The organism is Phreatobacter sp. (genome assembly GCF_027532945.1).
GTDB lineage: Bacteria > Pseudomonadota > Alphaproteobacteria > Rhizobiales > Phreatobacteraceae > Phreatobacter.
In genome coordinates this window covers 30,462-42,976 of the sequence record NZ_JAPZTZ010000032.1, presented here as the reverse complement: position 1 = coordinate 42,976, position 12,515 = coordinate 30,462, and the positions used below count along the sequence as shown (strand labels likewise).

At 68.7% G+C, this 12,515-nt stretch carries 12 protein-coding genes; 5 read left to right on the top strand and 7 right to left on the bottom strand.

Annotated features, from left to right (window positions below; genetic code table 11):
- Window positions 1–2: 2 nt before the first annotated feature.
- The 5 genes from O9344_RS19650 to O9344_RS19630 form a co-directional block, all read right to left on the bottom strand.
- On the bottom strand, window positions 3–743 hold the full coding sequence (locus O9344_RS19650; RefSeq protein WP_298481262.1) for an ABC transporter ATP-binding protein: 741 nt from the start codon (window positions 741–743) through the stop codon (window positions 3–5).
- Window positions 743–1,765 (bottom strand): branched-chain amino acid ABC transporter permease, encoded by a 1,023-nt coding sequence (locus O9344_RS19645; RefSeq protein ID WP_298481260.1) that lies wholly within the window; start codon window positions 1,763–1,765, stop codon window positions 743–745. Before O9344_RS19645 ends, O9344_RS19650 begins: the two co-directional genes overlap by 1 nt.
- Window positions 1,762–2,643, bottom strand: a complete 882-nt coding sequence (locus tag O9344_RS19640; protein ID WP_298481259.1) for a branched-chain amino acid ABC transporter permease — start codon at window positions 2,641–2,643, stop codon at window positions 1,762–1,764. Before O9344_RS19640 ends, O9344_RS19645 begins: the two co-directional genes overlap by 4 nt.
- A 97-nt stretch (window positions 2,644–2,740) precedes the next feature.
- The gene (locus O9344_RS19635; RefSeq protein ID WP_298481257.1) at window positions 2,741–3,958 is read right to left on the bottom strand and encodes an ABC transporter substrate-binding protein; all 1,218 of its coding nucleotides are present in this window, start codon (window positions 3,956–3,958) and stop codon (window positions 2,741–2,743) included.
- A gap of 106 nt (window positions 3,959–4,064) precedes the next feature.
- Entirely contained in the window at window positions 4,065–4,871 is an 807-nt protein-coding gene (locus O9344_RS19630) for a GntR family transcriptional regulator (RefSeq protein WP_298481255.1), read from the bottom strand.
- 182 nt (window positions 4,872–5,053) lie between these two features.
- Here O9344_RS19630 and leuC point away from each other — a divergent pair, with 182 nt between their 5' ends.
- Complete coding sequence (gene leuC, locus O9344_RS19625) at window positions 5,054–6,451, top strand: 3-isopropylmalate dehydratase large subunit (protein WP_298481253.1); 1,398 nt, start codon at window positions 5,054–5,056, stop codon at window positions 6,449–6,451.
- Window positions 6,448–7,029, top strand: a complete 582-nt coding sequence (gene leuD, locus O9344_RS19620; RefSeq protein ID WP_298481251.1) for a 3-isopropylmalate dehydratase small subunit — start codon at window positions 6,448–6,450, stop codon at window positions 7,027–7,029. Before leuC ends, leuD begins: the two co-directional genes overlap by 4 nt.
- A gap of 30 nt (window positions 7,030–7,059) precedes the next feature.
- Here the strand turns inward: leuD and O9344_RS19615 are convergent, their stop codons facing one another.
- Window positions 7,060–7,677: a glutathione S-transferase N-terminal domain-containing protein gene (locus O9344_RS19615; protein WP_298481249.1), complete on the bottom strand. Its 618-nt coding sequence runs from the start codon at window positions 7,675–7,677 to the stop codon at window positions 7,060–7,062.
- Window positions 7,678–7,681: 4 nt separating this feature from the next.
- Window positions 7,682–8,935, bottom strand: a complete 1,254-nt coding sequence (tyrS, locus tag O9344_RS19610; RefSeq protein ID WP_298481247.1) for a tyrosine--tRNA ligase — start codon at window positions 8,933–8,935, stop codon at window positions 7,682–7,684.
- A gap of 102 nt (window positions 8,936–9,037) precedes the next feature.
- Between tyrS and O9344_RS19605 the strand changes: the two genes are divergently transcribed.
- The 3 genes from O9344_RS19605 to O9344_RS19595 all read left to right on the top strand — a co-directional run bounded on the left by O9344_RS19605 (window position 9,038) and on the right by O9344_RS19595 (window position 12,512).
- Window positions 9,038–10,129, top strand: a complete 1,092-nt coding sequence (locus tag O9344_RS19605; protein ID WP_298481244.1) for an anhydro-N-acetylmuramic acid kinase — start codon at window positions 9,038–9,040, stop codon at window positions 10,127–10,129.
- Between the two features lie 64 nt (window positions 10,130–10,193).
- Window positions 10,194–12,140 (top strand): cache domain-containing protein, encoded by a 1,947-nt coding sequence (locus O9344_RS19600; protein ID WP_298481242.1) that lies wholly within the window; start codon window positions 10,194–10,196, stop codon window positions 12,138–12,140.
- A gap of 54 nt (window positions 12,141–12,194) precedes the next feature.
- Window positions 12,195–12,512, top strand: a complete 318-nt coding sequence (locus O9344_RS19595) for a rhodanese-like domain-containing protein (protein WP_298481240.1) — start codon at window positions 12,195–12,197, stop codon at window positions 12,510–12,512.
- Window positions 12,513–12,515 lie beyond the last annotated feature (3 nt).

The window sequence follows — 12,515 nt, the reverse complement described above, 5'->3', positions numbered from 1 at the left end:
GATCAGCCATTCGCGGCACCCTTCTGCAGGCGGCCGGCGGCGCCATGGCCGAGATAGGCCTCGACGACCGCGGGATTGCCGACGACCTCGGCCGGCGTGCCGGCGGCGATCAGGCGGCCGTTCGCCAGCACATGCACGTGCTCGCACAGGCTCATCACCGCCTGCATGACATGCTCGATCATGAGGATCGTGACGCCGGCATCACGGATGGCGCGGATCACCGGGATGATGTCGCGGATCTCGGAGGGGTTGAGGCCCGCGAGCACCTCGTCGAGGAGGAGGAGCTGCGGCTCGGTGGCGAGCGCGCGGGCGAGCTCCAGCCGCTTGCGGCCGGCAACAGTGAGGGACGAGGCGGGGCGGTCGAGATCGGCGAGGCCGACCATCGCCGCGACCGCTTCCGCCCGGGCCATGGCCTCGGCCCGCCCGGCATGGCGGAGATAGGCGCCGACCGCGATGTTCTCGGCGACCGACAGGCCGGCGAAGGGCTGGACGATCTGGAAGGTGCGGGCGATGCCCATGACGGCGAGGCGCTCGGGTGCGCGTCCCGTGATGTCCTCGCCGCGAAACAGGACCTCACCGGCCGTCGGCACCTGGAAGCCGGAGATCAGCGTGAACAGCGTGGTCTTGCCGGCACCGTTCGGGCCGATCAGGCCGGTGATCGAGCCCTCCGGCACGGTGAGGCTGACATCGCTGACGGCGACGAGGCCGCCGAAGCGCTTGGTAACGGAGCGGACGTCGAGCATCAGCGCCCTCCCCTCTTTCCGAAGATCCCGAACCTGGCGAAGAGGTCGAACTTGCCGAAGAGGCCAAGAAGGCCGCGCGGCGCGAAGGCGATGACGACGATGAGCAGTACGCCGTAAACGACGAGGTCAACGCCCGGCACCGCCGAACCGAAGACAGCATGGATGGCGGTCTTCGCCGCCTCGCCGAGCCCGATCAGCGCCACGGCGCCGATGAAGGGCCCGAGCACCGTGCCGATGCCGCCGACGATGGGGGCGAGCAGCGCTTCGACCGAGATCCAGGCGCCATAGGCGATGTTGGCATCGATATAGAGGAACTTTTGGGTGTAGAGCGCGCCAGCGACGGCCGTGATGGCAGCCGACAGCGTGATGGCCTTGAGCTTCACCTTCAGCGTGTCCACGCCGAGGGCGCGCGCGGCGTCCTCGTTCTCGCGGACGGCCACCAGCCAGGCACCGAAGCGTGAGCGTTCGAGCGCGCGGTTGAGCAGGAGCACGGCCGCGACGAAGGTAAGCGCCAGGTAGAAGAACGTCGTCGACGAGGCGAACTGCATCTGGCCGAGGCCGATCTTCAGCGGCACCAGCGTGCCGGCCGCGCCGCCGGTGATCGGGGTGGCATTGGCGAGGATGCGGAAGACCTCGGCGAAGGCGAGCGTCACCAGCGCGAAATAGGACCCGCGCAGGCGGGCGCGGAAGGCGAGCGTGCCGATCGCGGCCCCCACGAGACCGCCGAGCAGTGCCGCCAGCGGCAGCGCCACCCAGGCGTTGACGCCGTAGCGCGTCTGGAGCACCGCTTGGACATAGGCGCCGGTGCCGAAGAAGGCGGCGTGGCCGAAGGAGAACTGGCCGCCATAGCCGCCGGCGATGTTCCAGCCCTGCGCGGCCAGCGTGATGATCAGGATGAAGATCATCAGGTTGTAGAAGGTGTTGGGCCCGGCGAAGAGGCCGGCGCCGACGAGCAGCGGCACGGCGAGCGGAAGGGCCGCGAGGGCCGCGATGACGACGAGGAGGGAGCGATAGGCTTTCATGCCTTGGCTCCGAACAGGCCGGTCGGGCGGAAGAGCAGGACCAGGATGAAGATCAGGAAGATGCCGATCTGGCCGAGGCTCTCGCCGAGATAGAGGCCGCAAAGGCTTTCCACCACGCCGATGAACAGGCCACCGACCAGCGCGCCGGGGATGGACCCCATGCCGCCCAGCACCACCACGGTGAAGGCGACGAGGACGAAGGCGTTGCCGACGCGCGGATTGACGTAGAAGGACGGCATGAGCAGGCAGGCGGCGACCGCCAGCGTCGCGGCGCCGAGGCCGAAAGTGACCGCGTAGATGTGGTTCACGTCGATGCCGACCAGCGAAGCGCCGAGCTTCTCGCGGGCCACGGCGCGGATCGCCTTGCCGGTGTCGGTGAGCGCCAGGATCGCCCAGAGCGCGGCGGCGACGAGGATGGCGACACCGAAGCCGATGACGCGCGGCAGCGACAGCAGCGCGAAGCCGAGATCCACGACCGAGAAGGAATAGTCGAGGGTCAGCGAGCGCGTATCGGAGCGGAAGATCGCGAGGAGCAGATTCTCCAGCACGATGGAGAGACCGAGTGTCACCAGGAGGATCGCGCCATCATCGTTGCGGCTCGCCGGCGAGATGACGAAACGCTGCATGGCGTAGCCGATACCGAAGAAGAGCGGCGTCAGCGGCAGGATGGCGAGATAGGGATCGAGCCCGAGGCCGAGATGCACGACCAGCACCGCGAACATGGCGAGGGTCAGCATGGCGCCGTGGGCGAAATTGATGATGTGGAGGACCCCGTAGACCAGGGTCAGGCCCAGCGCCACCAGCGCATAGACGGCGCCGGTGAGGAGGCCGTTGAGCACGGCCTCCAGCACGATTTGCGGCGGATAGGATCTGAACACGTCGGAGCCTCTCGGCAAATGCGATGCCGCGTGGCCGCTGGATTGCGGCCACGGGCGGGAGCGGTGGGCCGGGCTGCGGACGGCCCGGGAGAAACGATCAGCCGGTGACGGGGAAGACGGGCTTCGCGTCGGCGAAGGTGTCGGGGAAGATCACCTTGATGTCGCCGCCCTGCACCTGGGTGTTGACCGGCGCGGCGTTGACGTTCTGGCCGTTCTCGAACTTGGTCGGGCCATAGGGCATGATGTGATCGGCGAAGGTCGAGGAGGCCATGGCCTCGATGATCTTCACGCGGTCGCGCGAGCCGGCACGGTCGATGGCGTCGGCGACAAGGCGCACCGAGGAATAGTTCAGCGGCACGTTGTAGAGCCAGAACCGGCCCATGGCCTCGACCTGCTTGCGCAGCTCGGCCGTCTTCGGCTTGCGCGGATCGGCCCAGTGGTTGCAGTCCATGACGTTGTTGGCCGCATCCGGGAACTCGCGCACGAAGCGGAAGTTGGACGCCGCGCCGTTGAGGACCGCGTAGATGCCCTTCGGCCGGATGCGCTGCTGCTGCAGTGTACGGGCAAGCAGGACGAACTCGCCATAATAGCTCGAAGGGATCACCAGATCCGGGTTCAGCGCGCGGATGCGCAGCGCGACGTTGGACATGTCGCGGGCCGGCGTCGGATGGGCGATGGTCTCGAGAATCTGGAAGCCGAGGGCCGAGAGGCGCTCGTTCATCAGCTTTGCGAGACCCGAGCCGAAGAGGCCGTCCTCGTGAACCAGCACGACGGTCTTGGCCGGCTTGCCCGCGGCGTCATTGAGCTTCACGAGGTTCTCGATGGCGGTGCGGGTCACCGTGCCGAAGCCGGGGCCGAAGCGGAAGGTGTTCTTCAGGCCGCGCGACACGATCTGGTCCGACACGCCGACATCGACCGCATAGGCGATGTCGTAGCGCGAGGCGGCCTGCGAGGCGGCAAGGCAGATGGGCGAGGCGAAGCCGCCGACGATGGCGGAGACGCCCTCGGCATGCATCTTCTCGACCTCCTGAGAACCGGCCTCCGGGTTCGAGCGCGCGTCACCGAAGACCATCTCGATCATGGCGCCGCCGAGGGACTTGATGCCGCCGGCCTTGTTGATCTCGTCGATGGCGAGCTGTGCGCCGATGCGGCCGTATTCGCCATCCTGGGCGAGCGCACCAGTCACCGGCTGGAGGATGCCGAGCTTCACCGCCGGCGCCTGGGCGCGTAGCAGGCCAGGGCTGGCGAGGAGTGCCGCGCCGGCGGCGCCGGTGGCGAGAAGACTGCGTCGTGTGGGCTCGGTCCAGGCCGTCATTGTCCGTTCTCCGTCTGTTGCTCTCTGGAAGGGGCCGGCTTTTCCGCCGGCTCTCGTGATCTATCGTCTCGGGTTGTTGGCACCCCGCCGCGGTCACGGCGGGGTGTCAGTCGTTGGCGGTGGCTCCGTTGAGACCGACGCCCATGCGCAGGCGCTCCACCGGCGACCACAGGCGGTCGCCGCCGGAATCGATGCGGACGAGGTCCATCTGGAAGGAGTAGCGGTCGGGCCGGTAGAAGGCCGCGAGGTGCTCGATGCCGCGGCGCTTCACGTCCGACACCACGCGGGTCAGGGCGAGGAGCGGGGCGCCGATGTCGATGCCGAGGGCCTCGGCGACATCCGGGCCGGCGAGCGTCGCGGTGATGGTCTGGGTGGCGCGGTCGACCTTCACGCCGGACCGCTCGATCAGCGTCAGCAGCGGCTGGACCCCGAGCTCGGCCTCCGAATAGGTCGTGCCGATGCGCTGGGGCACATGGGTCACCAGATAGGAGAAGGGCTCGCCGTCGATGATGCGCACGCGCACCGAGCGCTGCACCTTCTCGCCATCGTCCAGCTTCAGAGCCTCGGCCACTTCCGGGGAGGGATCGACATAGCCGAACTGCAGCAGCCGGACGTCGGTGGAGCGGCCCATCTCGACGAGGTGGGCGAGCGCATTGGACAGGTCAGCGACGATCGGGCGCTTGATCATCCGCGCGGTGATGAAGGTGCCGGCGCCGGGACGGCGCGAGATCAGGCCCTCGCGCTCCAGCTCGGCCAGGGCCCGGCGGATGGTGACGCGCGAGACGTCGTGGAGCTCGGCAAGATCGGGTTCGGAGGGCAGCCGGGTGCCAGGTGTCAGTTCGCCGGAGGATATTCGGTCGCGCAGGGTGAGATAGACCCTTCGCGTCTTCGACGTCTCGATCGCTTCAGCCATGCCTTCACTCCCTCGCAGGCCCGTCGCCACGCGGCGCCGCGGGGGCGCCGGCCTCGTGATGAGTGCAGTGGCAACATGCATTTGTCTTTTGGCCTGTACGATCAATAGGGATAGCAAAAATGCGAGACTTGTCTATCCTATGATACAATGTTTTTGCGTCAAGCATCTTCGGAGCATGCCCTGTGAACAGCCCTGCCAGCCTGTTCGACCGATTGTGGGACCGACACGTGGTGAAACGCCGCGAAGACGGCCTCTCGCTGCTGTGGATCGACCGCCATTTCGTCCATGAGGGCTCCCATCACGCCTTCGGACAGATCGCCGCACGGGGCGCGAAGGTCGCCCGTCCCGACCTCACCTTCGGCGTCGCTGACCATTACGTGCCGACCCGTGGCCGCGGCGGCCCGGTGCCCGACGCCTCCATCGCCCGCATGGTCGACCAGCTCTCGGCCAATACGGCGGCCCATGGAATCACCCTGTTCGGCCTCGACGACCCGCGGCAGGGCATCGTCCACGTCACCGGGACGGAGCAGGGCCTGACGCTCCCCGGCCTGACGGTCGTCTGCGGCGACAGCCACACCTCAACGCACGGGGCTTTCGGCGCCTATGCCTTCGGGATCGGCGCCTCGGAGGTCGCCCATGTGCTGGCGACCCAGACGCTGTGGCAGAAGAAGCCGAAGCGGATGCGCATCAGCGTCGAGGGCGCGACCGCGCCCGGCATCACCGCCAAGGACATCATGCTGACCATCATCGCCACGATCGGCGCGGATGGCGCTGCCGGCCACGCCATCGAATATGCCGGGACGGCCATCCGCGCCCTGTCGATGGAGGGACGCATGACCCTCTGCAACATGTCGATCGAGGCCGGGGGGCGCTGCGGCATGGTCGCCCCTGATGGAACGACCGTCGCCTATCTGAAGGGCCGCCCCTTCGCGCCCGACGGCGCGCTGTGGGACCGGGCGCAGGAGGATTGGGCCGGGCTCGCGAGCGATGCCGACGCCGTCTTCGACCGCGAGGTGGCGCTGGAGGCCGCTGTGATTGCCCCGACCGTGACCTGGGGTGTGAGCCCGGAACAGGCGCTGCCCATCACCGCCGCCGTGCCCGACCCCGAGGCCATGGCCGATCCGGTGAAGGCGGCCGCCGCCCGCGACGCTATCGCCTATATGGGCCTGACGCCCGGCCAGCCGCTCGCCTCGGTGCCCGTCGATCGCGTCTTCATCGGCTCCTGCACCAATTCCCGCATCGAGGACCTGCGGGCCGCCGCCAAGGTCCTTGCCGGCCACAGGGCGAGGGTGCCGGGCATGGTCTCGCCGGGCTCATCGCTGGTGAAGCAGCAGGCCGAGGAGGAGGGCCTCGCCCGCATCTTCACGGAAGCCGGTCTCGAATGGGTCGCCTCGGGCTGCTCCATGTGCGTGGGCATGAACGGCGACACTGTGCCGGCGGGCGAGCGCTGCGCCTCCACAACCAACCGCAACTTCAAGGGCCGCCAAGGACCGGGCGCGCGGACGCACCTGATGTCCCCCGCCATGGTCGCAGCTGCGGCCGTAACGGGCAAACTCACCGATGTGAGGCAGTTCGCATGACCCCGTTCACCCGCGAGAGCGCCGCGCTGATGCGGCTCCCCGTCGCCAATGTCGATACCGACCAGCTCATCCCTGCCCGCTTCATGAAGGAGCCGCGCAGGCCCGAGGGCTATGGCCGCTTCCTGCTCCGCGACCTCGTCGCGGAGGGAACCGCCCCTGCCCCCGCACCGGGCCAGACGATCCTCGTCGCGCGGCGGAACTTCGGCTGTGGCTCGTCGCGCGAGGCGGCGGTCTATGCCCTTGCCGATTTTGGCTTCCGGGCGGTGATCGCGCCGAGCTTCGGCGACATCTTCGCCTCGAATTGCGTGAAGAACGGCGTGGTGCCTGCAACCGTCAGCGAGGAGGACGCCGAGCGGCTTCTCGGCATCGAAGCCCTCCCCGCAACCGTCGACCTGGAGGCGCAGACCATCGCCTGCGGCAATGTCGTCGTGCCGTTCCGCATCGATCCGGTCTGGCGCACCCAGCTCCTCAACGGCTGGGACGACATCGACCTGACGCTCGCCGAGGCGGACAGCATTGCCGCCTTCACGGCGCGCGATGTGGCCGAGCGCCCCTGGGCGGCGCCACGCCGCGATTGAAGGCCGAGCAGGCGCGTAGCGCCGGCTACATCACTCCCCCGCCAGGGCCCGCTGAACGGCGGGGCGCTCGCCCATCCGCGCGAGGTGGTCGGCAACGCGCGGGAACTGCGCCACGTCGACGCCGTCGCCCTCCAGCCAGCGGGTCACCGTGAAGAGATAGGCGTCGGCGACCGTATAGGCCTCGCCCATGACCCAGGGCCCGCAGAAGAAGTCGTTCTCGATGAGGCGGAAGCTCGCCGTCATGGTCTCCGGCACCTTGCGGCGCATGTCGAGGAAGGAGCTCTCCTCGGTCGCCCAGCGGTGGCCACGATGCTTGTGCGCGTGGTTCACGTGCACCGTCGAGGCGAGATAGGCGTTGAAGGCCTGCATCTCGGCGAAGGCAAAGGGATCGCTCAGCGGCGCCAGGTTCTTCTCGGGATGGCTCTGGGCGACGAAGGCGAGGATCGCGACATTCTCGGTGAGAACGCCGCGGTCGGTAACCAGCGCGGGAACGCGGCCCTTGGGATTAACGGCGAGAAAGGCCGGCTTGGTCTGCTCGCCCGAGGCGAAGTCGACCCGGACGGGCTCATAGGCGGCGTTCGCTTCCTCCAGCGCGATGCGCGAGGCCAGCGCGCAGGTCTTCGGGCCGTAGAAGAACTTCCAAGTCATGGTCTCACCCTGCCTTCACGAGCACGTGCTTCTTGCGGCCGAAGGACAGCTTGGCAACGCCATCCTTCAGCGCGGCTTCGGTCACCGTCGCCTGCGGATCGGTGACGGTCTCGTCGTTCAGCTTCAGGCCACCACCGGCGACCTGACGGCGCGCCTCGCCATTGGAGGCGACGAGGCCGGCCCGCACGAAGAGCGCCAGCACGCCAATGCCGGCGGCGAGCTCCGCCGCGGGCACGGTGACGACGGGGAGGTCATCACCGAGCGCACCCTGCTCGAAGGTCTTCTTTGCCGTCTCGGCTGCGGCCTCGGCGGCCTCGCGGCCACGCACCAGCGCCGTCGCTTCCGTCGCCAGCACCTTCTTCGCCTCGTTGATCTCGGCGCCCTGGAGCGCCGCGAGGCGGGCGATCTCGTCCAGCGGCAGCAAGGTGAAGAGCTTGAGGAATCGGGCGACGTCACCGTCCTCGGTGTTCCGCCAGAACTGCCAGTAATCGTAGTTCGACAGCATGTCCGCGTTGAGCCAGACCGCGCCGGCGGCCGTCTTGCCCATCTTGGCGCCGGACGATGTGGTCAGCAGCGGGCAGGTCAGGGCGTAGAGCTGGTGCGTGCCCATGCGCCGGCCGAGGTCGATGCCGGTGACGATGTTGCCCCACTGGTCGGAGCCGCCCATCTGCAGGTTCGAGCCGTAGCGCCGGGCCAGTTCGACGAAGTCGTAGGCCTGCAGGATCATGTAGTTGAACTCGATGAAGGACAGCTCCTGGTCGCGCTCCAGGCGCAGGCGCACCGAGTCCATGGTCAGCATGCGGTTCACCGAGAAATGCCGGCCGATGTCGCGCAGCATCTCGATGTAGTTGAGCTTCGTCAGCCATTCCGCATTGTCGGGCATGACCGCGTCGGTCTTGCCCTCGCCATAGGTGAGCAGTTTGGCGAAGACGCCCTTCAGCGCATCCTTGTTGGCGTTGATGTCGTTGATCGACAGGATCTTGCGCGTCTCGTCGCGGCCGGAGGGGTCGCCGACGCGGGTCGTGCCGCCACCCATCAGCGTGATCGGCTTGCCGGCGCCGGTCTTCTGCATCCAGTGCAGCATCATGATCGACAGGAGATGGCCGACATGCAGCGAGGGCGCGGTGCAGTCATAGCCCACATAGGCGACGACATCCCCCTTGGCCGCCAGGGCGTCGAGACCCTGCAGATCGGAACACTGGTGGATGAACCCGCGCTCGGTGAGGATGCGCAGGAAGTCGGACTGAGGGGCGGCCATGGTCTTTCCGGTTCGGGCTGAAGTGCCGGGCACTCGCGCCCGGCGGAGGCGCGGTGTAGCAGAGGCGGGCTGCAATTTCATCCGTCGAATCGGCAGGACACCATGCGCGCCATCGGCCTCATGTCGGGAACCTCGATGGACGGTGTCGACGTCGCCCTCCTCGATACCGACGGCGAGACGGTCACAGGCTTCGGGCCGACCGGCTACCGCGCCTATAGCGAGGACGAGCGTTCGTTGCTGCGCGCCGCGCTGAAAGAGGGCGCGCTCCTCACCGACCGCACGGCGCGCACGCCCCTGCTGGCGAAGGCCGAGGACCTCGTCACGCGCGCCCATGCCGAGGCGGTCGAGCTCTTTCTCGACCGCAACGGGCTGGCACGCTCCGATGTGGCCGTGGTCGGCTTTCACGGCCAGACCGTGCTGCACCGCCCCGAGCTGAAACTCACCGTGCAGATCGGCGATGGGCTCGCGCTGCGCCAGCGCCTCGGCATCCCGGTCGTCCACGACCTCCGCCAGGCCGATGTTGCCGCCGGCGGCCAGGGCGCGCCACTGGTGCCGGTCTTCCACCGGGCGCTGGCCGATGCGGCCGGCCTGCCGCGGCCGCTGGCGGTGGTGAATATCGGCGGCGTCGCCAATATCACGTTCATCGATGCCGATGGAGGCCTTCTCGCGTTTGACACCGGGCCGGGCAACGCGCTCCTCGACGACTGGATGGCCGAGCGCACCGGCACGGCGGTCGATGCCGGCGGCGCGACGGCCGCGCGGGGGCGCCCGGACGAGACCATCCTTGCCTGGCTCCTCGTCCATCCCTATTTCGCGCGGCGGCCGCCGAAATCGCTCGACCGCAATGCCTTCGCCCACCGCATTGTCGGCAATGTCGCGACGGAGGACGGGGCGGCGACACTTGCCGCCTTCACGGCGCGCTCCATTGCCCGTGGCGCGGATTTCCTCAAAGCCCCCCCGGCCCTCTGGGTCGTCTGCGGCGGCGGGGCGAAGAACCCGACGCTCCTCGGACTGCTGGCGCAGGCGACGGGCGCAGAGGTGAAGACGGGCGAGGATGTCGGCTGGTCCTCCGATTTCCTGGAGGCCCAGGCCTTCGCCTTTCTGGCGGTGCGGTCGATGAAGAGCCTGCCGCTGACCTATCCCTCCACCACCGGCGTCCCGGCGCCGATGACGGGCGGAATTCTCGCAGTCTGACTGCGATGTTTACCCGGGGCTAACCGCGATTGCCGTAACGATAGGGGGATCCGAGGGACCTCCCATGCGCCTCCGTAGCATCCTGCGCCTCAATCTCATGGTGGGCATCGCGGCGACGGCGGCGACCTTCCTCGTAGCGGGATGGATCTTCACCACCCGCCTGATCGACGAGAACCTGAGGCAGCATCTCACCAGCGACAGCACCAGGATTGTCGAGCAGGTGCAGAACGAGGCACGGCGCGCCATCACGGTTGCTGAAGCCATGGCAGCGATCCCCGGCGTGGCCGAAGCCCTCGCGGCGGGCCAGCGCGACCGCCTATCGGCGCTGGTCATGCCGGCTTTCGAGGTTCTGAAGAGCCAGGGCGTCAACCAGTTCCAGTACCACCTGCCGCCCGCGACCTCTTTCCTGCGGGTCCATAGCCCGCAGCAGTTTGGCGACGACCTCTCCGCCTTCCGCCACACCGTCGTCCTCGCCAACCGCGATCAGAAATCCGTCTTCGGTCTCGAGGGCGGCCGTGCCGGAATCGGCATCCGCGGCGTCACGCCCGTCCGGCTCGCCGGCCGCCACGTCGGCTCCGTCGAGGTCGGCCTGACCTTCGGCAAGCCCTTCGTCGACGCTTTCACCGCTGCCACCGGCTCGCGCCTCGCCATCCTGCTCGACGCCGATGGCGCATTGCGCTCCCATGCCTCGACCCTTCCCGGCGACGTCACCCTCGACCCCGCCATGCTGGCCGCCGCCCGGCGCGGTGAGGCGAACGGTGCGACCGCCGCCTTCGCCGACCGGAGCTGGGCCCTCCAGGGCCAGCCCCTGCGCGATTTCGCCGGCAACACGATCGGCGTGCTCGTCGTTGCCGTCGACCGCACGGCGCTCGACGCGCTGTGGCGCTCGGCCATGATCACCGCGCTGGTGAGCCTCGTCGTCATGCTCCTGCTCGGCATCGTCATCGCCTGGCGCCTCGAGCGGGTGATGGCACGCCCCCTGTCGGCCATGACCGAGACCATGAGCGAGCTTGCCACCGGGCGCCATGACGTGACGGTCGATGCCTCCAGCCGGGTCGTCGAGGTACAAGCCATGGCGCGCTCCATGGAGGTCTTCCGCGAGGCCATGGTCGCCCGCATCGCCGCCGAGGCGACGGCCGCCGCCGAGGCCGAGGCGAAGCTCGCCCGCGCCCACGGCCACGAGGAGGCGGCCGCCCGCTTCCGCTCCTCAGCCTCCGCCCTCGTTGCCGATCTCGGCGCGGCCACAGCTCAACTCTCGGGCGCAGCGCAGTCCATGTCGACCATCGCGGTGCAGACGCGGGACAAGTCATCCAGCGTCGCCGATGCCGCGGCGACCACGACCTCCAATGTCGCGACCGTCGCCTCGGCGACGGAAGAGCTTTCGGCAGCCATCTCGGAGATCGTGACCCAGGTCGACCGCTCCGCACAGGTCGCGGGCGACGCCGTCCAGGCCGCCGGCCATGCCGAGGCCGTGGTTCAGACGCTTCAGACCGGAACGGAGCGCATCGGCAGCGTCGTCAACATCATCAGCGAGATCGCCGACCGCACCAATCTCCTCGCCCTCAACGCCACGATCGAGGCCGCCCGGGCCGGCGAGGCCGGCAAGGGCTTCGCCGTGGTCGCAACGGAGGTGAAGACACTGGCTGCTCAGACCTCCAAGGCCACTGGCGAGATCAACGCCCAGATCGGCCGCATCCAGTCCGAGACGCGCGACGCCGTCGAGGCGCTGGGGCGGATCGTACGGACCATTGAGGACATGAACGGAATCACCACCGGGATCGCCGCAGTGATGGAGCAGCAGGACGCGGCGACCGGCGAGATCTCCCGCAACGTGCAGCAGGCCGCTACCGGCACCCGCACGGTCTCCTCCAGCATCGACGTGGTGCGCGAAGGTGCGGCCGCGACCGGGGTCGCCGCCAACCAGGTGCTGGACGCCACGCGCCGCCTCGGCGAGGTCGCCGGCGAACTCGACCGCGAGGTCGGTAAATTCCTCGCGGAGGTAGCGGCCTGACCAACCGGTAGAAAAAGGCTAACGTGGCGGCGCCCCCCCGCTGCGGAGACGCCCATGCCCGTCCATGACCTCACCCCCGACGACGTCGCCCAGGCGCTGGCCGAGGATCGCATCCTGCTCGTGGATGTGCGCGAGCCGCATGAGCTCGCCATGGCGCGCATCCCGGAGGCGGTGAACCTGCCGCTGTCGCAGTTCGACCCCGCGGCGATCCCGGACCCGCAGGGAAAGACGGTGGTGTTCCTCTGCGCTGCCGGGGTGCGCTCCATCCATGCGAGCGAGGCGGCGCAGGCGGCGGGTCTGCCCTATGACAGCCACCTTGCCGGAGGCCTCAAGGCCTGGGCGATGGCCGGCCACGGCTTCGAGCGGGGCTGAGGG

Coding starts and splice junctions, on each gene's coding strand:
- O9344_RS19645 (WP_298481260.1), bottom strand. CDS start 1,765: ATGAAAGCCTATCGCTCCCTCCTCGTCGTCATCGCGGCCCTCGCGGCC.
- O9344_RS19615 (WP_298481249.1), bottom strand. CDS start 7,677: ATGACTTGGAAGTTCTTCTACGGCCCGAAGACCTGCGCGCTGGCCTCG.
- O9344_RS19630 (WP_298481255.1), bottom strand. CDS start 4,871: ATGGCTGAAGCGATCGAGACGTCGAAGACGCGAAGGGTCTATCTCACC.
- leuD (WP_298481251.1), top strand. CDS start 6,448: ATGACCCCGTTCACCCGCGAGAGCGCCGCGCTGATGCGGCTCCCCGTC.
- O9344_RS19605 (WP_298481244.1), top strand. CDS start 9,038: ATGCGCGCCATCGGCCTCATGTCGGGAACCTCGATGGACGGTGTCGAC.
- O9344_RS19600 (WP_298481242.1), top strand. CDS start 10,194: ATGCGCCTCCGTAGCATCCTGCGCCTCAATCTCATGGTGGGCATCGCG.
- O9344_RS19635 (WP_298481257.1), bottom strand. CDS start 3,958: ATGACGGCCTGGACCGAGCCCACACGACGCAGTCTTCTCGCCACCGGC.
- O9344_RS19650 (WP_298481262.1), bottom strand. CDS start 743: ATGCTCGACGTCCGCTCCGTTACCAAGCGCTTCGGCGGCCTCGTCGCC.
- tyrS (WP_298481247.1), bottom strand. CDS start 8,935: ATGGCCGCCCCTCAGTCCGACTTCCTGCGCATCCTCACCGAGCGCGGG.
- O9344_RS19595 (WP_298481240.1), top strand. CDS start 12,195: ATGCCCGTCCATGACCTCACCCCCGACGACGTCGCCCAGGCGCTGGCC.